We start from the raw sequence: 19,588 nt of genomic DNA, 5'->3' as shown, positions 1-19,588 counted from the left end.
ACAATGAACAAACAACTAGCAATGTCTTTGATTAGCTCCGTCCTGCACCATTCCAACAGGAAGGATGTTCTTTTAAAACAGATCAAGGTTTCGAGATATGCTCATCTTGCCAGTGAAATCCCCGATGATGTACTCGTTATTGACGAAGTTTTTCCACTAGAAGAGTTAGATTCGATCAGCGAACGTTTTGAGCCTTACTTGGCAGAGTTTGGTGTGTTTCCGTTCTTAGGAATTCTCGGGGGAAACGTTGTTGCTATCGGTTGCAGCACTAACAATGAGGGTAAAATCTATTATTACGATTTCGATTTTGGCATTTTCGAGTTAGACGGCACCCTTAGGGAGTTCATTGACGGATTAGAGTTGAAGGCATGATAACTCGCGCGCCTTGTCGCCCTGTGCAATACTAAGTTCAAACAAAAATCATGAACCAGAAACGAGTTTTTCGTCGAACCGATGCGGTGCAAAGGTTTTTTCTTGGATGATCGCATCGTGACGCGGTAGGGGAAATATGCAATCGAAGCAGCAAGGCGCGTGACGATTCACGATCGATTCCAGATAGAACTCGATGCAAATGGACTTTGGCTTGCGCTCAGCCAAATCGGTCAGGCGGCTTTCGGAGAATAATGCTTCAGCAAGCCAAGTAAGCGCTCTTGGCAACTAGTGTCGTATGACTGTCACCGATCCATCGGATATTGCTTCGACGTACACGGTGACGAACGCTTCGACATTTACTACTTCCAGACAAGACTAGCCGAGTTTGGAGTTGCAGCGACTCAAATGGCCACGGCTATTCCGAAGGCCACTCCTGGAATTTTATCTTTGAGCCAAGAGTTACTCTCCATTTTGGGTGCGGAAGTGCCGCTGTCTCTGAGGATGGGTACAACTTCGTTAGTTGATAGAGGCTCCACGAAGACAGTAACTGCGCGTGCAGAGAAAATCATTGATCAGGCGAGCCCGGAAATGGTTCTTGTTCTTTCAGTTTTGGCGGATGTGATTAAAGGCATCGGCCCTAAAGAGATCGGTTACGTAGCGGGATCGGTCTTGTTTGAGGCTGTACAAGCTTCTGTCTTTTCCGCAATCACGTCCCCGGCAGGTGGTGCAGGAGGTGTTGTTAGCGCAGCGATGGCGCCGGCCAGGGTACTATCGCGGCTTTCACGTGTTCCTGGATTGGCCAAGTATGCTCATCAATTGACAAGGATAACAGATGTTCTTACGATCAAGCGTGTTGAGAAACTCGACCGAATAACGTCAGGCGGCGGGCTGACACAGATTCGCGAATTGGTACAGGACTCCACGAATGTTATCCACGGACGTAAACAATTAGCTGATCTTGCGCCAAAGGGCGTACTAAACGCTCTTGACAAGCTACCTCGCGGCGACGTGAGACTTGTTTCAGATTTTGGACCGTTGGTCGCGGCAAAGAACACGGCCGTCAAGATCGAATGGGGAACTCCGGCTGCTCGCCGTCGCTTGTATGAAGGAAACAAGTTGGCTCCGAACGAACCGAGCAATTTGGCACGCAGTTCAAAAACGGCTTTTGCAAAGTTCGGCTTAGACGATGCTGGTAATCCGACGGTATTTCTTCGAGCTGACGCAACCCGAATGGAGTTTCTGGAAGAATTCAAGCACTACAACCAGTTTCTTGAATGGGCAAAATCACGCCCTGCTGAGTCCGCATTGGACAGAGCTAGGGCTTGGAACCGAATGGGTGGAGATCGAAAGTTTGTCGCGAAATTGGAAATGGACGCTCAAGAACATGTGTTGAATTGGTTGAAAGCCAATGGTGGGACGAAGATCGAGATTGATTCTGCGACTACACGTTTGGCTGCTTGGCAAGATGAGTATTTGGCTGCTGGAGGAAGACTATGATGCAGAAAACAATTAAACACGCTTGTGCAAGTTGTAGGAGCATTGACTATATCCCGGTTGTTGAGGGCGATCCGACTGGCTGGCTTGGAGACCTTGTACTTCTTGGACTCATCGATGTTTGTGGTAGTTTTGAAATCGGTAACGGAAGCCCAATTTGGTCGTGTGGTACGTGCGGAGAACGGCTTATGGACGACGGATATGTGTATGATTCGTCGAATCGAGAGCTTATCGAGGAGTATGAAGAAGCCGTAAACCACGCACTTTCATCAAGGATTGAACTTTCGGAACAAGAACGTGTTGTCCTAAATGGCAAGCGGTTACTCGTGGGAATCGCATCGAGCTACCTTCGCGATTCCGTAGAGTCGATTGAGTTTAAGCGATTCGAGGAAGGCTTTAGAGTGATCCGACACAGGAAAGAAAACAGCGAAGTTGTTAATAGCACCCTGTTTTCTCAAACCAGATTTGACCAGATGATGGCGTTTGCAAATTCTTCAATGCCCGCAAAAGTGCGGATTCCTGTAGAACGAGCATGCGACGACGTAAGAATAACCGTTCAGCCAGACAGTTCGATTAAGGTTATGCGAATGAACTCATAGACTCATAACGTCTTGCCCGAGAAAAAGTAAAGGTGTCAGGAACCGTTTACGTCGAATCGATTGATTCGGTTCCTGACACCTTTCTGAACACCTTTGCCGACACCTTTGCCGTCCGTGATGGCGAGGTCGTTCGCAGAGGACTTACGGGCAACGCAGCGGACGCAATTCGAAAGAATGCCGATGGTCTTGCAGAGGCCATGAAGAGATGGCCGGACGCGCAGGCAATGGATATAAACAAGCTTGCAAATCTTGGTGGCATACCCGGCGGACATGAAGTGTTCGTCCCATCGAAACTGGAAAGCCTGGGTAAATGGGACTGGAGGAAGTTTGATCATCCGATCGAACTTGAGTTGTCAAATGGAGTCCTACGGGTATATGGCGGTTTGACTCGCATTCAAGCAGCATTGCGGGATGGAGTTTGGGCTCTTCCAGTAAGGATCGTAAAGAGATGAGCGAGCAATTGCTTCGGCTTTTTGGTGATGTTTTCGATGGAATCCGCGGTGCGGGACATAGAAAAGATGTGCCACGGGGCGAGTATGAGATCGAACTAGCAAAGTTCATGCTTGCGGGACTTGATAGCGAATTGCCATCGAGAGTGTTTTTGGAAGGCATTGAACAGTATGCAAAACACGTCGAAACTGAAAACGATGAGATCATGAAGTGGCGTGCCGATCGCTACATCAACATTATTCGGAATCTTGGCGATGTAACCGCTAAAGACTTGGAGAGAGTCAAAATGCCTTACTTTAACGCTTTATGCGAGATTCTCCGAGTTGGTTTAACGTACGCGCAAGGAGCATATAGGGAGGGCAACTTCCATAGGGTCTACATCGAAGCAGATCATTTGCACAATGTCCCGATGTACATGACCTCGGACGCAAACCGGAGTCTTGACTACTTCAAGGAGACAGAACATCCCTTCTATCTCGATCGCATCGAACAGTACTTTGGCAAAGAAAGTCGCGTGCTTGCCGAGGAGTCGTTTGGCCCCCACTGGAGATCCATTATGACTGAGTGATTTAGCCAAGCCCCAATTAGTGGTGTACTACGTGACTCATTGATGAGTCTTCGAAACAGAGTTCCAAGTAACCCGTTGACCAAAGCGGAAATGGAACAATTCGCCGCCGAACTTAGAGAATTCGGCGTCTTGGTACAGTATGGGGAAAAATACGAAAGTGGAAAGGACATTCTTCTCTTCATGCCGGTAGGGCCTGGACGAGCACAGCTCGACTTGTGAAGTGTAAAGGTGTCAGAAACCGTTTATGTCGCATCGATTGATTCGGTTCTTGACACCTTTTCCCACCCGTTGACACCTTTTCCCCCCGTCTACATTGCCGGTACCATCAATACGATCGACGCGTTACAATCAGCATTTCGATTTTCCTTTAGCGGCAAGGCATTCATCGAGTCTGCTCTCAAGGCTAGGAAAGCAACGAAGGTCGCTGTTGATGCCCCAAAGGGTGGACTAACGATCGCAAGCCCGCTTACGGGCAAGCCTGCTGCGATCTTCCACGGTTACGGACGTTTGAGCAGTAGGCAAGAAGGCCTTCTGGATCGTCTCTCGGAGTTCGGAAGTCAGACGCTAGTTCATAAGGTATCAGTGAGTATGACCGATTTGGCAGCGTTGACTGCTCATACCGGTGATGAGTTCTTAATGCTGACCTTGGGCGGCCGCCGTTTGGTTATTCGCGGAAGTACGCAAGGCTTCCATGGTGTTGTCACTGAACAGTGGGCACGCCAAATGGCATCGCAAGGATGGCGTCTATCGGGTCATACGCACCCAATTCTGCAAGGTCAAACATCACTTGGTTCGCTAATGTCATCGGAAGGTGATCGCATCATTCTCGAAATCTTTGGGCAGCGTCGCAGCGCAATTTACAATGCACGTGGCAGTTACAGCATCTTTACACCTTTCGGGGATTAAAATCATGGCAACTAACACAAAAAGACTCTCATTGGATGAAATCGAAGGAATTGTTCGCGCGATGGTCAAATCATCGGATGCATTTGCACGGCTACCTACGGATGAGCAACAACGAGTGACTCTTGGAACTTCCATGGACAAGGATGTGGCACGGTGTATGGCGTACGTGCCCGGTGAGCGTCCAGAGTTGGGTAGGATCGTCATCGTATACGACGTTGACAGAGGAACAGGTGCTGCTTCGTTAGTACCTACATCTGATTGGTAATTTGTCGTCGCGAATGTGAGTCAGCCCGCGCCCTGTGCAAAAAACTAAGTTCAAGCAAAAATCAAGGACCAGAAACGAGGTTTTCGTCGAACCGATGCGATGCAACGGTTTGTTCCTGAATGATCACATCGTGACGCGGTAGGGGAATATGCAATCGAAGCAGCAAGGCGCGTGACGATTCACAATCGACTCCAGATAGAACTCGATGTAAATGGACTTTGGCTTGCGCTCAGCCAAATCGGTCAGGCGGCTTTCGGAGAATAATGCTTCAGCAAGCCACCTAAGCGCTCTTGGCAACGAATGTCGCTTAGCCAAACCGTGGCATCGTTCGTTGGCTTTGCTCTAATCATTGGAGCAACTTGTTGGAGGTATTTTTGTTTTTGGTATCATGCTTCCATGAAACGAAAAACCCGGATTCTATACTGCTGGGAATGGGGGGCAGGTTCTTCTCACTTCCAAAGATTCTCACAATTAGCTTCGCGATTGATAGGTAATGGATGTGAAGTTGCGATCGCTGCTAAAGACCTGACTCGAATCTACCAATGGTTCCCACGCCAATCGGTCCGCGTTTTTCAGTCTCCAACACTAGGCGGCCTATCGGAGCAATTTCCTAAATTTGACTCTAGATCGTTGGCATCGATAGCCTGGAACTTGGGGTATAACCGAAGTGATCGGATCGCTGCGTCAGCAATCGATTGGATTATGTCACGACATAGGCGAGTTGCTGGGGCTAGTTAAGCGGCCATTGAATTTCCAACGAATCGAAAGAGACCGACGAATCTAATGGAGCAACGACCACTAGACTCTTATTCGAGGTCTCCCTGAATTCGTTATACAATCAAGCATAAGGCTTCGCTCGATTGCTCGCGCTAACACCGGACAGATCCCCCGAACCGCTTTCCTTTGCGTCCTAGCCCCTTTGCGTGAAGAAAAGACGCCGGCTGCCATCTCTTCAATTTTTCAGGATCAAGTAAGATCGGGTAGCAACATAAAGGTCATAAAGGTCATAAAGTAAAGCATAAAGGTGTCAGGAACCGTTTATGTCGAATCGATGGATTCGGTTCCTGACACCTTTTCCTCACCCGGTTCCTGACACCTTTTCCTCACCTTTTCCTCACCCAAAGCCGCAAGGAAAACGGGTTGAAATTGTACCTACGTCAGCAGGGCGAACACCCGATTTCATAATTGATGGGGTACGCCACGAGCTGAAGACGGTTTCGGGTGTCGTCAATGCAACGTCGGACGGAATTTCGGCAGCCATTGCAAGCCGAGTAATGGATGGGCGGGGGCAAGCCGTTCATATCTTGGTTGCTGCCCGATACCAAACGGGGATCACCCGAGAGATTGCTGAGCGAGGAATTCGGCGTGCCTATGGTGCTGATAACAGACTTGGTGGCAAGATTCAATCAATAACTATCCACGGCCCAGACTGGGTTGTAACTGTTCCGAGGACATAGCAAATGGAGATGCCTAAATATGAAGAACTTCGAAAACGACTTGAAGAAGCCAGATCAAAAGACGACTACGACGACAGGCATGCATGTTGTTGGCAAGGCTATTTGGCAGCTTTATTGGAATGGGGATTGATTACGCCCAATGAACATCTCGAACTCTCGCGCGCGGTTCCAACCATAGAGCCGGACCCGTCACTCGCGATCTTTCTAGGCTGATGGGGGTTGTAAAGTGACAATGAAAGTAAAGGTGTTAGGAACCGTTTATGTCGAATTGATTGATTCGGTTCCTGCCACCTTTTCCCCCTGCAATTGACACTTGGGAACGGACAAGCGGCATCTGCCGCTGGCGAGATAACCATACGCCCGGCTGGCGTGATAAGCGAGATCAACAACATTAGCTACACCTTCCAGTTTGGATCTGACGTACTTCCAGGCGTAAAGGCTGCACTTGAACAAATGGGATTCAGGGTCGCCCCAAATGCAGTTAAGCCATTTACCCACTAGGACTCGACTATGACTATAGCTACGGTGTCACTCTCAAGTAGTACGATGCGATCCCACTGCGTTGTCTCAGTCCTGGCGACAGAATTGAGCGAGCGGAAGCTGCAGTTGGAATTCAAGATGAGTCCGGAGCTGGAAAACGACGATGGCGAACGATTCGCAGAAGATTCGATTCGCTATTTCTGCGGAGAAGGATTGACACATGCACGGCGACGGCTCGGCCTGGCGGGAGGTCTATCATTGGATATCTACGAGCTGAAAGGAACTATCCGCAAAGGAGCCGAAGTTGGTGTCTCGTATGCCGTTGCGATGGCAATCGCTGAATCACTGAACAAGTCCGCCAAACAATCACTTCTTGGTGATACCGAACATTGGGAGGTAACAGCAACTTGATGTCGAGAACATGGGACGCATAGCGGCACTTATCCATGCTGTCGTTTTCGGCCTCCTTTCGGTGGCGGTGTTGGAGAACACCGGTTTTTCTAATTAGGGCTGTGCCCCAAAGGGTGGACTGCTCGACCTTCTGGCCAAAGCTGGTGTGAAACATACACCTGCGGATATCATTGATATTCGAAAACTTGCTGACGGGCGTATCGTGTTCCTTGAAAAGGGGAATGCAAGTGCGGGCCTTCAACACATCATTCAGCGTCATGCGGACGATTTCGCGAGAAAGGGAATTCCGGAAGACCAAATTCCGAATGCGATCTTCGAAGCACTTACGAACGGAAAAGTTGTTGGCACATCGGGAACTGGGCGAAATGTACGATCGATCTACGAATTTGTATTCAACGGTCAGACGCATCAGATCGGCATAGGTATTGCGAACAATGGATTCATTGTCACGGCGTTTCCAAAGTAAATTATTTCAAGAGTAACTATGACTACGACACTAAAGTTGATGGCGGATTACGGCGGCACGGTGCTATGGCAGGTAGATGGTGACCAACCTGGGCCAATTGAGTTTGACGCACTCGATGCTTTACAAATACCAGATGACATTCAGAAAGCTCTCAAGGATTGGGCCGACAGGTATGACGCCACATTGAATCAGGACTACCCACCCGATTCTGGCTTCGCCAACGCCTACGACGAGCAAGCGTTTGAACTCGAGGGTAGACGCCTCTGGGAGTTACTGAAATCAGCTCTTGGTACCGATTGGAGGGTCGTTTACTTCAGCAACAGTGAAAGTAGATTATTGCAATAAGGAGCCGACACGTGACTTACGACACACCTGTAGATTTTCTGCGAACCAAAAAGAACTTTCTGCTTTGTGTCGTAGTCTGCTTTGTTCTTTATTCAGTGGTTGCGTCTCGTTCCAACGCCTCTATCGATTTCGGCGTAGCCCCAGTTAAGGGATTGATCGATGATGCGTTCAGCGCGAGCAGGCAAAGAATGCGCATCCCGACTCGCGTTGCAGGCGAGACGATCCAGAAGTATATCGACAGTTGTTCCGTAGGGCTGGCGGACAATTCATTGATGTCGATGGTCCCGGGCCAAACGGTGGTTTAACTTTGGCCCAAATCAACTTCAAGGACAAGATTATCTACCGTTTCCGCGGTGCCGAGATTCAAGACACAGTCGAAGAGTTGCTGCACTTTAGGCAGGCTCAGAAAGGTCTTGGAGTAAAGGTGTCAGGAACCGTTTATGTCAAATCGATTGATTCGGTTCCTGACACCTTTTCCGCCGCCCGTGGTCGCACTAATAGCATTTGCAGGGCGAAAGTTGTTTGACCGCGTACTCAACAGGCCGCATTGATAGCCAGTCGTAGAACGTTGCTGCGTTGGGGGATACCGACGCAATTGCGTTCGATGTTTGTTGGTAGTTCTGGCTTCAGACTGCACTGCCTTCGGAATACGCAAACCGGCTCCGCCTAAAGGCGTTACAACAAACTTGATGTCGAAACTCGGCAAGATTTCAGTCAGCGGGTAAATGCAAGCAATCCTCAGAAAGTACCCTTGCAACAAGATAGGTAATCTGAGACCATCCGGCTGACCAATCCGAGAACATTGAGCTTGATGGCTTAGTTTAGTCGATGAATCCTTTTGGCCTTCCTTTCGACATCAGCTAAGACGTCAAAGATTAGCTGTACAATTACCCAATTGCATGGATGCAATGATGAAACGACGAAGCTTTCTATTGCTTGGAATTTCTGCTACTTCTTTTGCAGGGTGCCGCAGCTATCAGTATGCACATGTTCTGAAAAAGGATGATTCCAACATCGTGGGCTCACATGCGGCAGGAGCCGAAGTCTTCGATCCGTTGGTCGACGAAGCCGTCGCAAAACTGTTAGAGCGACAGTCCCAATTCTCACCGAACCAGTTAGTCAGTTACGATGGCCAACCAGCGTGCAAAACAATCTGTTTCGTAGGCATTGAGAACAAGAGCGCCGAAGAGTTAGGCGATTTCAAAGATCAACTATATCAGCAGATCGACACTCAGATTGTCCAATCGGATTGCTTTCAACCGATCAGTCGGCGTTTGGTCGATGCAGCATTGAAGGAAACCCGTCTGCGACCTGATTCTCTGCTGGTGCCTAGCAATATGCAGTTGTTCACCGCAACCCTCGAGCGACAAGGGGCTCCCATCGACTATCTGCTGTATGCGACTTTAACCAGCGGAACCACCGAAAAGAACAAAAGCACCCAGCGTGACTATCTTCTGACATTGGAACTGACTGATATCCGGACTGGTGCTTATGACAAACAGTCGGCGGAGGTGCGCAAGGGCTACCACAAATCGCCAGTTGGAAAGTTTTGGAATTATAACCCGCTGAAATCCTAATCCACTCTCAGACTATCTCTGGTGTAACGAAGCGTAGTCCATGGAACAGCCGCTCGCCGTTATACCTCATTGTCGAATTCATTGCCGTTACCGAGTTTCAACGCAGGTCGACACCTAAGCTAACATGCAACACGCGCTGGTCACTGTCGTTGCAATGTGCCTGCTGTTTACAGTGGGTTGCGCCACACATGCGAAACGGATTTCTGCCCCTAGGCAAGCTTTCTATTCCAACAACATAGAACAAAGCGTTTATCAGCTAGAGAAGTTAGCCAATAAACGCAGCGACAAAGATTGTGTTGAGTTGGATCTTGCCATCGTGGACCTGACCCGCGGGGATGCAGTATCTTGCGAGAATCGTTTGCGAAAGATCCGTGATCGTTTCGATCACTTGGAGCAGAAATCCTTTGCAGAGTCGGCAACGTCGTATTGGACAGACGATCGGACAAGGTCCTATGCGGGCGAGGAATACGAACGAATTCTGTTACGAGCATTTCTGGCACTCAGCAATTTATTCAATGGCGGCGTAGATGCGGAAAGCTACTCTTTGCAATTGGATAGCAAGCAACAGGCCATCTATCAAGCGGCCTATGAGCGGCTGGGAGAAGAAAAGATCTCTCAATACCCCATCGTGCCATTCGGATTTTACTTGCGAGGCATGCTCCGCGAAGCGACCTTCCATGACTACGACGAAGCGATTTCCAATTACGGCCGCGTGTGCGAACTTTATCCCGAAGTACGTGCTTTTGCTTTTGACTTGCATCGCGCTAGACAAGGCGTTCATTCGCAACCGGGCATGGGTGTCGTTTATGTCTTTGCATTGGTGGGACAAGGCCCTCAAAAAGTCGCGGTTACAGAACAACCGACCAGCGACGTACTTTTGATTGCCGATCGGATTGTTTCCGCGGCCGGACCTTACCACGTTCCACCGACGATTGCTCCTATCCAAGTTCCTGCCATTCAGATCACTCCGTCACCGACGGAACAAGTCTTTGTCAGTGTAGACCAACGCCCAGTGGGGCCAACGGAGACGATTGCAGACATCGACCGTTTAGCAATTGGGGCCTATGAGTTAAATCGAAAAGAGATCCTGGCCCGAGCCGTCGCACGTAGGATCATCAAGAAAACCACAATCGTGGCCGCAAAGGACACGATGAACACCGACCCGCTCATCTCACTGGCAATGGATGCAGCGGGGGTGGCGTGGGAAGCGACCGAAGTCGCGGACACACGGTGTTGGAGTTTGCTGCCAGGAAAGATTCAGGTGATTCGAATTGAGATGCCGGCGGGCCGCCATCGGATTGGCCTGAAGGCAATGAATCATGGTCGACCCTTCGGCAGCGAACACGTTTCGGATGTGGAAGTCATTGATGCCAGCAATACTTACATACTGGCAAATTTCCCCAATGACCGAGTGATCGGAAGTGTCTCAACCAGCCGCTGATGTTTTGACATGTTCCAGTACGCCCATCACCAGTTTGGTTAAACGCGGAGCCGCGGCATTCGCTGTGGCAATGATTTCTTCCACGTTCGCGGGCTGCAGCGCATCTGGCAAGCACATATCGGTGATCACCGAAAAACCGATGGTACGAAGGCCGGCATGCGCGGCGACAATAGCTTCGGGAACTGTTGACATCCCGACGACATCCGCACCGATCATCCGCAAGAAGCGATACTCCGCCCGTGTCTCTAAGTTAGGACCGGCGACTGCGACGAAGACTCCTTTATGAGCCACGATATCGTGTTTGCGAGCCACCGCCAACGCTGCGTCAATCAGCTTGCTGTCGTAGGGCTGTGACATATCGGGGAATCGAGGGCCCAGGCGGTCGTCATTGATTCCAATCAGCGGGTTGTCTCCCATCAAGTTGATTTGGTCGTCAATCAACATAATATCTCCGCCACGATAGTTAGGATTCAGTCCTCCACACGCATTGGAGAGGACCAGCAGCTTGGCCCCCAATTCCTTCATAACGCGAATCGGCAGCGTAATGTCCTTAAGTGGATAGCCCTCATACATATGGAAGCGTCCTTCCATAGCCATGATATTGAGCCCGCACAGTTTGCCGCAAACCAGCCGACCGCGATGGGAGGTAGCCGTCGACTTTAGGAAATTGGGGATCTTTTCGTATTCGATCGCCGCTTCAATCTCGATCTGTTCCACCAGCGGCCCAAGACCGGTTCCCAACACAATACCGACATCGACAGTTTGGCTCCATTGGGACCGAATGAACGCAGCGGACTCTTTGATTTTGTCGAACAAATCGAGCATTGTACTTGAACTCCAGGAATGATCATTGTGCAAAGTTGGATCGTATTATGTGTCTGAACACAGAAACTGGCAACGCAGGTTAGAAAAACGCGAGCATTAAGTCGTAGTTCTAGCCAGTTCCTGGTCCGCACCCTGCCTTGTGTAGCCTTTGGCTACCGCTAGTTTGCGAGCAGTTATGTCGGTGTAGAGAAGTCTGCGGGTTCGACCACGTGCAGTCTATTCATGGCGGCGGTAGACGCTATAATTTTCGCCGTTGCTTGGACGAGCCGGTGAGTTGAATTTGAGACGAAGCCTTGGTCGGTGGCAGCGAAGATGGCCGAGTGGCGAAATGGCAGACGCACAGGACTTAAAATCCTGGGAGGGTTATACCTCGTGCGGGTTCGAGTCCCGCCTCGGCTACTGAAGTCTAAGCAACTGTCTAGAACACCAAAGCGATGTCCGACGTGGACAAGAGCCCCGATCGGACATGCTCGCGAGTCAGGATTGCCTCAGCGCACCAATCCTATTGCGAAAAATAGGCACAAGGCTCTGTTTCGCGTCGATGCTTGGCTCTGCAGCGCGATCCAACTCCCACCAGTTCGTTAGGTGGATCGTCCGGTTTCTTGCTGCACCTACATCGCTCTCTAGAAATAGTGGGGTAAGTTTTCCTGCTCGTCGGCCAGCTTCGCTGTGAAAACGAAAAAGCCGACTTGCGTTACCGCAAGTCGGCTTTCTGCTTTTAGTTAGTCAGTCTTCCGGGAAACCCGTTCGACATCCGTAAACTTAGTTGCATCCACAGCTTGGAGCTGCTGCAGGTGCTGCACAACCACAGCCAGACGATGCTGCTGCACCGCAAGCGCTGCCGCTGATGACAGACGAACCACAGCTAGAACCGGTCGTTACTGGAACGGTAACGGTTTGTGGAACCATCTTGCAAACGTTGACAGTTACTTCTTCTTGAACGGTGTAAGGAACTTGGACCGTGTAGGTGTCGGTCTTTTCTTCGCTTACGGTGTCCATGATGGTCACGTTGTAAGTGTTGGTGCGGGTTTCGGCAACCATTTCGCAGTAGCTAACTTCGCGAGTACGTTCTTCGGTCTTGTACTCGGTCTTTGCAACCATGCGGGTCTTGGTTTCAGTATCGCAAACCACTTTGCTTACCGTACGAGTCTTTTGCTCTTGAACAACTCGTGGAACCTTAACGGTACGTGTACGAGTTTCGGTGTTGCAAACAACCTTGCTAACCGTACGAGTACGGTTTTCTGGTTGCATCACAGTCTTGTTGACCATGCGAGTGCGAGTTTCAGGAGTGCAAACAACTTTGCTAACGGTACGAGTACGTTGCTCGGTGGTGTAGCTGCACTTGTTCACGGTACGCATGCGTTGCTCAGCAACCATCGTGCACTTCTGAACGCTGCGAGTGCGTTGCTCAGTTGTGTAGGTGGTTTGGTTAACCATACGAGTGCGAACTTCGTCGTTATAAGTGGTGACGTTGTACGTGTAAGGTTGCTCAACTTGTTGAGTTGTATAGGTCGTCACAGGAACTTCTTCTGTAACGATGTTTGGAACCCAAACCTTCTTGCAAACGGTACGAGTTGCAGGTGCACAAGCACTAACTGCTTCGCCACATCCGCCGCCGCAAGCCGAAGTGCCACAACCGCCACATGCTGGAGCAGCAGGAGCTGCACAACCGCAGGAGCTGCTGACGCTGCAAGAGCTAGCCACAGGAACTTCTTCCATCACGGTTTGGTAGCTGCCCATGTCTTTGCAAACGGTCTTGGTCGTGGTGACTGGAACGCGTTGGCAGACAGTACGAGAAGCGGTACGAGTTTCCGTAACTGGAACCTTGACTGTGTAGCTTTGCTCAACTTGCGTTGTAACAGGCACTTGCACAGTGTAAGGAACTTCAACGGTCTCATACTTGGGAACCATCACGGTGTAAGGAACTTGTTCTTGTGTTACCACAGGAACGGTGACCGTGTAAGGAACTTGCTCTTGAACAACATTGCGAACCATAACGGTATAGCTTTGCTCTTCTTGAGTTGTCACTGGAACCATCACAGTGTATGCAACTTCTTCTTGCACTGTGGTTGGAACTTGGACGGTGTACTCTTCAGTCTTGTCGTCGTAAACCGTAACGTTCACAGTGTATGGAACTTCTTCGGTCACAGTGCGAGGCACTTGGACGGTGTAAGATTGCTCGACTTGGGTCGTCACAGGAACCGTTACCGAGTAAGTCTCGGTGCGAGTCTTTTGTTGTGGAACCATAACGGTAGTTTCACTAGTGCGTTGTTCAACGCGTGGAACTTGCTTGGTAACCGTGTAAGTACGGGTACGCTCTTCAGTTTTGCACATCGTCTTGTTGACCATGCGAGTCTCAGCAACCGTCGTTGGAACCATGACGGTCTTTTCGACATAGCTGATCGTTGGGCCACAAGCAGAACCCATGCTGCTGGCTGCTCCACCACAAGAATCACAAGAAGAGCTAACGACGGGGGTGCCGCTGCTGCATCCGCAGTCTTGTGCATAAAGCGGACTAACGCCAAGAATGGCTGCTAATCCCAGAAAATATAACGGACGCAACTTCATTGCTGTCTCCTCAAAAAAGCTTATAAACGGGGGCTTCTTCCCCCACCACCACACAAATATCCAACGACCAAAAGCGTTCGCTTTGGATCGAAGCGGAAAACCAATTCCTTGTTCGAATTCAAGAAATTCCGCGGGATTTCTAGTTGTACAGATGTATGCAGGCTTTCCTGAATTGAACAATGACAGAAGTTTATCTTGAAGAGCCTAACTTGGAAGACGATACCGGCAAAAATTGCCCAGTTTTTCTAAATTAACAACTGTACAATCCGACGCTGTTCCAACAAGCAATTCCCAGGGGCGCAGCGTGCCTATACTGTACAGCAATTTCACCAAAAAACTACGGAGACTTCACATAGTCAGGCCCCAACAGCCCTTTCCCAGCCAAGTGCCCGTCAGCAACAAAGGATAATTTTCCGGAATTCTTTACAGCCAATCCTCGGCGCGATCAAGTCGATCGCATGCGAACTGCCTGCCGTTGAAGTTGCAACGGAATCAACATCTCAGGCGTTGCAATTCTCTTTAAGGCTCTTTAAGGGACACGCACCGAACTAGAGCTTAATCCTGCCTTCCGCGACTGCTTCATGTCTCGGATTTTTCTGCCACACTATCGCCGACCCGTCAGCGGTTTTGTCTCGAAAACTGAATTGCTATCGCTGATTAACAACCATATAGTTGTCGATACTTAAGAATTTGAAGGGTATTGTTTGTTCTTTGCGTGGTTAAATAGCGTAATGACTTAAGGTGTTGTGTGTTTCGAACAACGTGATGCGACAACACTCTTGGGTGATCAATCATTAGGCGCGTTGGAGAATTTCGGGTAGGAATTTGAAAATGGTGGGGCAGCAAAGTTTTGAAGCGACTCGAGACGCAATTTTAGATTGCTTGCCCGAAGGCGTAGCAGTCGTCGATCAGCGTCTGAACGTGGTTTGGGTCAATCGCCAGTTGGCGAACTGGTTCAGCGAAGAGACTTTATTGGGACAAGCGTTCTATGAAGCATTGGACAACCCCGAAACGATGGGGACCGAGGTCTGTCCGCTGCAGACAGCTTTCGCTACCGATCGTTCTTCCACTTGCACGCTACAATGTTCCAATGGCAAATTCTATCACTTGTATGCGGTGCCATCTCCCAAAACCGCATGTTCTGACGGCAGCAGTGACGACAAGTATCTGATCGTCACACTCAGCGATGTAACGGCTGAGATTCTCCAACAGCAAAAGCTGGCGGCAATTCACCAGGCTGGATCGCAGCTTACAGATCTCAAACCTGACGAGATCTTTGCGATGGATGTTGAACAACGTATCGAATTGCTAAAAGATAACATTCGTCATTACACCCAGGACTTGTTGAACGTTGAAGTCATCGAAATCCGTCTGCTAGAACATGCCACTGGCAATTTGATACCGCTGCTGTCGGTTGGGATTGACCAAACGGCGGCCGATCGACGGTTGCAAGCAAGTCCGCGTGGTAATGGTGTGACAGGATACGTGGCGGCTAGCGGCAAGAGCTACTTGTGTCCGGATACCACATGCGATGTGCTTTACCTCCAGGGATTTCAAGGGGCTCGCAGTTCCCTCACGGTGCCGATCATTCTGCACGACCAATTGATCGGTACGATCAACGTTGAAAGTCCAGTGGTGGGTGCCTTTGATAAGAGTGACCAGCAGTTCTTGGAGATTTTTGCACGTGATGTGGCAGTCGCGTTGAACACACTAGAGTTACTGGTGGCTCAGGGCACCAATGCTGCGCAGCAAAGCTGTGAGGCAATTCACGCGGCGGTAGCTTTGCCGATCGACGATATCCTGCTGAACGCAGTTCACATCATGGAAAAATACATCGGGCACGACGTGGCCGTCACGGGTCGCTTACAGCGGATCTTGAAGCGGGCTCGCGAGGTGAAACGAGCGATCCATCGAATTGGCGAATCCCTATCGCCAGCCGAGGCTACTCCACCGGGTTGTAACGCGGTGCAATTTCAGAAATTCCGTGGCAGCCGCATTTTGGTTGTCGATGCCGATGAACAAGTTCGCAACGATGCCCATACGTTGTTGGAACGCTACGGCTGCATCGTTGAGACGGCTCAAGAAGGCGAAGAGGCGGTATTGATGGTCCGCAATTGTGCCGAAGGCGAAGCGTATGATGTGATCATCTCCGATATCCGTTTGCCCGATTTCTCTGGGTATCAGTTGATGATGCGTTTACAGAACTACATGTCTCCGGTGCCCATGGTGCTGATGACAGGTTTTGGATATGACCCAGGCCACTCTATCGTAAAAGCACGCCAGGCTGGGCTGCATCCTAAGGCAATTCTCTTTAAGCCTTTTCGTTTGGATCAATTGGTCAGCGTGATTGAAACCATCTTGGACGTGTACCAAAGTTCGGCAGCTTAGTTCTCCTCTTTAATTCGGCTAGTCTCTGGCACTAGAAATGTGACGGTTCATGGCAGCCCTCGGATGCATACTTGTACTGGCTGTCGTCTTTGGCCACGGCGCGCTTCATGTATTTGCTTTCAATCGAATCAATGCGACGGGGCTTGAACGCAGACAAATTAAACGCATAGAAAAAGTTATATTGGCCAGCTTTGTATTCATACCCATCCTGGTACTGACTACCGACGGTCCAGTGATTCTTCGAATGCTGCAAGATGTTCGTGCCCTGGCCCAGTTGTCATGGCCAGCTGTGATTTTCACGGCAGTCAACGTGAGCAGTCTGTGCTTGTTATTGCCAGGCTGGATATTGGGTCGAACGGAATATTGGTCGCAACGAAATCACGCTGCGAACATCCAGTCGGCGCTGATTAACACGACGGAGCGTCATGGGAAGATCCCGTTCAAACCGCGTTGGTTGCAGGGGCTGGCGAAGTTTCCAGGCAATGAGATTCACTGGATTGACGTGTCGACGAAACACCTTTCGATTCCAAGCTTACCTCAGGCATGGCACGCGTTGCGTATTGCGCATCTGTCGGACTTACATCTGACAGGCTGGTATGAAGACCGATATTATGTGGCCGCACTACAGGCGATCTCAGAATTAAGACCAGACCTATACATCTTGTCTGGAGACCTCATCGACCGAGAAGATACCATCTCTTGTTTGAGCAGGCTTTTGCGACCACTCCAAGCACCGCTTGGCTGCTACTATGTTTTGGGGAATCACGACACGCGAATAGCGGATCCGGAGCTAGTGCGACAACAAATGAATGAACTCGGGTGGGTGGATCTTGGCAAGACCAGCCATCAGTTCCATTGCACCAAGGGGCAGAGGCATCTGCAACTGTTTGGTAACGAACGCCCCTGGTTCGATTTTGCCGAAAGGAACATCAGCGAGCGAGAATTGCGTAACGAAAGGCCCACCAATTTACTTCGGATCGCAGTCAGCCACGGCCCAGACCAGTGGCCATGGGCGATAGAAAACGCATGCCAACTGACATTGTGTGGGCATACTCATGGCGGGCAAGTTCGACTCCCGTTGGTCGGCCCGATCATCTCCCCAAGTTGGCATGGCAGCCGTTTTGCCTCTGGTATCTTTCAACGGCAAGACTATGTGATGCACGTCTCGCGAGGGTTAGCGGGGACACAGCCGCTCCGCATCAATTGCAAACCAGAAGTTAGCCTGCTGGTTCTGCAGTCACCAGCCACCTAGACGCCTCGAAGTTTGTTACACTGCAGCGAGCGTAGCTGGGACTGCGAGTCGTTAGTTGGTACGACCGCGTTGTATGTAATGTAGATCTGACCGAGGCACAATCAGCAGGCTTGCCAATCCACGTCAGAAGTATTCAAGAGGCGATCATGCAGTGGTTTAAGATGCGTCCAACGTTCGAGTTGGTTGTGCCGTGCGAACCGCACACATTGTTAAATCATCTGGCGAGCGAATGCAAAAAAATCGGACGGCGCGATAGCTTCTTGATGCACGGCGAGTACGGTGAGCTTCATTTGCCCGCTTCAGAGCATCGTTTGTGGTCCCCGCATCTCTCATTTTATGTTCAAAACAAGACTGACCCTGAGCAGCATCTACAGACTGTCATTCATGGTCGATTTGCTCCGCGCGTGGACGTCTGGACTTGTGTTTGGATTGCATACTTGTTAGCCATTTTTTCTGCCTTTTTTGCGGCCATTCTGGCTTACTCGCAGTGGATGTTGAAAGAAACGATGTGGGGCCTATGGCTGGCGATACTTGCCATAGGAATTCTCGCTGTCATTTACGTAGTGGCGCATGTGGGGCAGCAATGGAGCGCAGATCAGATGCTACTGCTGCGTCAGCGACTGGAAACATTATTGGAAACAATGCCTCATGCAACGGAAGCGGGCGAAAATCCCGATGAAGCAATCGACGATCAAACTGGTGGGCGCGAAGCAATGACGCGGTGAAAATGCAATTGAACTTCGCGATCGACCACTCGACGCACGCCCTCCACCAAACACGCGGGTTCATTTTCGCGTTGTCCAATTTGGATGACTTCGTTCAGCGCAGTGCCATGCGATACCGAAAATGTTCGCTGATTGATGATCTGATTCCCGGCATCCAGTTCAGGGACAATAAAGTGGCAGGTCGCGCCAAAGGTTAACATGCGAGCGGCATACGCATCGTGGTAAGGCCGCAGTCCTGGAAAGCTGGGAAGCAATCCGTGATGTAAGTTGATAATACGGCCCCCAGCAAACTTCCAACAAGTATCAGGTGGCAGCACGCGCATGTATCTTGCAAGGACAATATAGTCGACATCGTATCGGTCCAGCAGTTCGACCATCAATGCATCGTCGGCCGATCCATCGTCGCGACCAATATACTCCCAAGGCACACTGAATTCGTCCGCAAGCTTAGAACACTTCGACCGGTTGCCCAACATGACGGTCGCTTCAGCGCGAATGCTCTGGTCATCCAACGCTTCCAACAAAGCTCGCGGAACGTCTTCCAAAAAGGTGGTGCAGATCGCAAGTCTCGGCTTATCGGCGCGAACGTTGGGCGACCAAACTCGAATCTCGAGTTTCTTGCGCTGGCCGATTTCGATCATCTGTTGACGAATAGGGGCTAGCTGACTTGCGTCAATGTGCAGTCTGCACATCATGGCAAAAACTGCCGCTTCATCATGGTCATACATCTGGATCTCCGCGATGTTTCCACCCCGTGTGCTGATGTCATGAATGATGGGGTCAGCTAGTCCAACATTATCTGGACCGACGGCCGTGATGACGATTTCCATAAGAGCTATTTTGCAGGCAAGTTGTGTCAAATGAGCGAGGGCCGGTCGACCATCTGCACGTTGTGCGATGTCGTCTGAAGGGCGGCGGCCAAGAGAAGTCTATCAAAACGCCGCAATGACGGACAATAGCTCAGCAGCTACTGTCCGTCGCGCGGAAACCGCGGGAAGG

18 protein-coding genes and 1 tRNA gene are annotated in these 19,588 nt (G+C 50.3%); 16 read left to right on the top strand and 3 right to left on the bottom strand.

Features of this window, described 5'->3' with window-relative positions; all coding sequences use genetic code 11:
* Nucleotides 1-3: 3 nt before the first annotated feature.
* The 12 genes from SH302x_RS07975 (at nt 4) to SH302x_RS07920 (ending at nt 10,831) form a co-directional block, all read left to right on the top strand.
* Nucleotides 4-372 carry a hypothetical protein gene (locus SH302x_RS07975; RefSeq protein WP_479368203.1) on the top strand — a complete coding sequence of 123 codons (369 nt, stop codon included), beginning with the start codon at nt 4-6 and terminating at the stop codon, nt 370-372.
* Between the two features lie 588 nt (nt 373-960).
* Nucleotides 961-1,869 carry a hypothetical protein gene (locus tag SH302x_RS07970; protein ID WP_479368202.1) on the top strand — a complete coding sequence of 303 codons (909 nt, stop codon included), beginning with the start codon at nt 961-963 and terminating at the stop codon, nt 1,867-1,869.
* A gap of 185 nt (nt 1,870-2,054) precedes the next feature.
* The gene (locus SH302x_RS07965) at nt 2,055-2,465 is read left to right on the top strand and encodes a hypothetical protein (protein WP_479368201.1); all 411 of its coding nucleotides are present in this window, start codon (nt 2,055-2,057) and stop codon (nt 2,463-2,465) included.
* Nucleotides 2,466-2,497: 32 nt separating this feature from the next.
* Entirely contained in the window at nt 2,498-2,917 is a 420-nt protein-coding gene (locus tag SH302x_RS07960) for a hypothetical protein (protein WP_479368200.1), read from the top strand.
* Nucleotides 2,914-3,483: a hypothetical protein gene (locus SH302x_RS07955; protein WP_479368199.1), complete on the top strand. Its 570-nt coding sequence runs from the start codon at nt 2,914-2,916 to the stop codon at nt 3,481-3,483. Before SH302x_RS07960 ends, SH302x_RS07955 begins: the two co-directional genes overlap by 4 nt.
* A 228-nt stretch (nt 3,484-3,711) precedes the next feature.
* A complete protein-coding gene (locus tag SH302x_RS07950) occupies nt 3,712-4,389 on the top strand; it encodes a hypothetical protein (protein ID WP_479368198.1) in 678 nt (225 codons plus the stop codon).
* A gap of 4 nt (nt 4,390-4,393) precedes the next feature.
* Complete coding sequence (locus SH302x_RS07945) at nt 4,394-4,654, top strand: hypothetical protein (protein WP_479368197.1); 261 nt, start codon at nt 4,394-4,396, stop codon at nt 4,652-4,654.
* Between the two features lie 1,967 nt (nt 4,655-6,621).
* Nucleotides 6,622-7,002, top strand: coding sequence for a hypothetical protein (locus SH302x_RS07940; protein ID WP_479368196.1), 381 nt, complete (start codon nt 6,622-6,624; stop codon nt 7,000-7,002).
* Between the two features lie 145 nt (nt 7,003-7,147).
* On the top strand, nt 7,148-7,468 hold the full coding sequence (locus SH302x_RS07935) for a hypothetical protein (protein WP_479368195.1): 321 nt from the start codon (nt 7,148-7,150) through the stop codon (nt 7,466-7,468).
* Nucleotides 7,469-7,486: 18 nt separating this feature from the next.
* Nucleotides 7,487-7,813, top strand: coding sequence for an immunity protein CdiI family protein (locus SH302x_RS07930; protein WP_479368194.1), 327 nt, complete (start codon nt 7,487-7,489; stop codon nt 7,811-7,813).
* A gap of 908 nt (nt 7,814-8,721) precedes the next feature.
* The gene (locus SH302x_RS07925; RefSeq protein ID WP_479368193.1) at nt 8,722-9,390 is read left to right on the top strand and encodes an LpoB-related protein; all 669 of its coding nucleotides are present in this window, start codon (nt 8,722-8,724) and stop codon (nt 9,388-9,390) included.
* A gap of 124 nt (nt 9,391-9,514) precedes the next feature.
* Nucleotides 9,515-10,831, top strand: a complete 1,317-nt coding sequence (locus SH302x_RS07920; protein WP_479368192.1) for a COG3014 family protein — start codon at nt 9,515-9,517, stop codon at nt 10,829-10,831.
* Here SH302x_RS07920 and SH302x_RS07915 read toward each other — a convergent pair.
* The gene (locus SH302x_RS07915; protein ID WP_479368191.1) at nt 10,817-11,656 is read right to left on the bottom strand and encodes a purine-nucleoside phosphorylase; all 840 of its coding nucleotides are present in this window, start codon (nt 11,654-11,656) and stop codon (nt 10,817-10,819) included. The two genes, SH302x_RS07920 and SH302x_RS07915, sit on opposite strands and share 15 nt — an antisense overlap.
* 314 nt (nt 11,657-11,970) lie before the next feature.
* Here SH302x_RS07915 and SH302x_RS07910 point away from each other — a divergent pair.
* Nucleotides 11,971-12,055: transfer RNA gene (locus SH302x_RS07910), tRNA-Leu, on the top strand.
* 363 nt (nt 12,056-12,418) lie between these two features.
* On the opposite strand, the gene SH302x_RS07905 is transcribed toward SH302x_RS07910, so the two are convergent.
* Nucleotides 12,419-14,224, bottom strand: a complete 1,806-nt coding sequence (locus tag SH302x_RS07905; RefSeq protein WP_479368190.1) for a hypothetical protein — start codon at nt 14,222-14,224, stop codon at nt 12,419-12,421.
* 831 nt (nt 14,225-15,055) lie between these two features.
* Here SH302x_RS07905 and SH302x_RS07900 point away from each other — a divergent pair.
* The 3 genes from SH302x_RS07900 (at nt 15,056) to SH302x_RS07890 (ending at nt 18,589) form a co-directional block, all read left to right on the top strand.
* On the top strand, nt 15,056-16,612 hold the full coding sequence (locus SH302x_RS07900; protein ID WP_479368189.1) for a response regulator: 1,557 nt from the start codon (nt 15,056-15,058) through the stop codon (nt 16,610-16,612).
* Between the two features lie 49 nt (nt 16,613-16,661).
* Nucleotides 16,662-17,864: a metallophosphoesterase gene (locus SH302x_RS07895; protein ID WP_479368188.1), complete on the top strand. Its 1,203-nt coding sequence runs from the start codon at nt 16,662-16,664 to the stop codon at nt 17,862-17,864.
* Between the two features lie 146 nt (nt 17,865-18,010).
* The gene (locus SH302x_RS07890; RefSeq protein ID WP_479368187.1) at nt 18,011-18,589 is read left to right on the top strand and encodes a hypothetical protein; all 579 of its coding nucleotides are present in this window, start codon (nt 18,011-18,013) and stop codon (nt 18,587-18,589) included.
* On the opposite strand, the gene SH302x_RS07885 is transcribed toward SH302x_RS07890, so the two are convergent.
* Nucleotides 18,556-19,419, bottom strand: coding sequence for a formyltransferase family protein (locus SH302x_RS07885; RefSeq protein ID WP_479368186.1), 864 nt, complete (start codon nt 19,417-19,419; stop codon nt 18,556-18,558). The genes SH302x_RS07890 and SH302x_RS07885 overlap by 34 nt on opposite strands.
* Nucleotides 19,420-19,588: the final 169 nt, after the last annotated feature.

The sequence above is a fragment of the Njordella calcicola genome, from assembly GCF_056494125.1.
The sequence above is the reverse complement of the archived record's forward strand: the minus strand, read 5'-3'. Positions and strand labels throughout refer to the sequence as shown.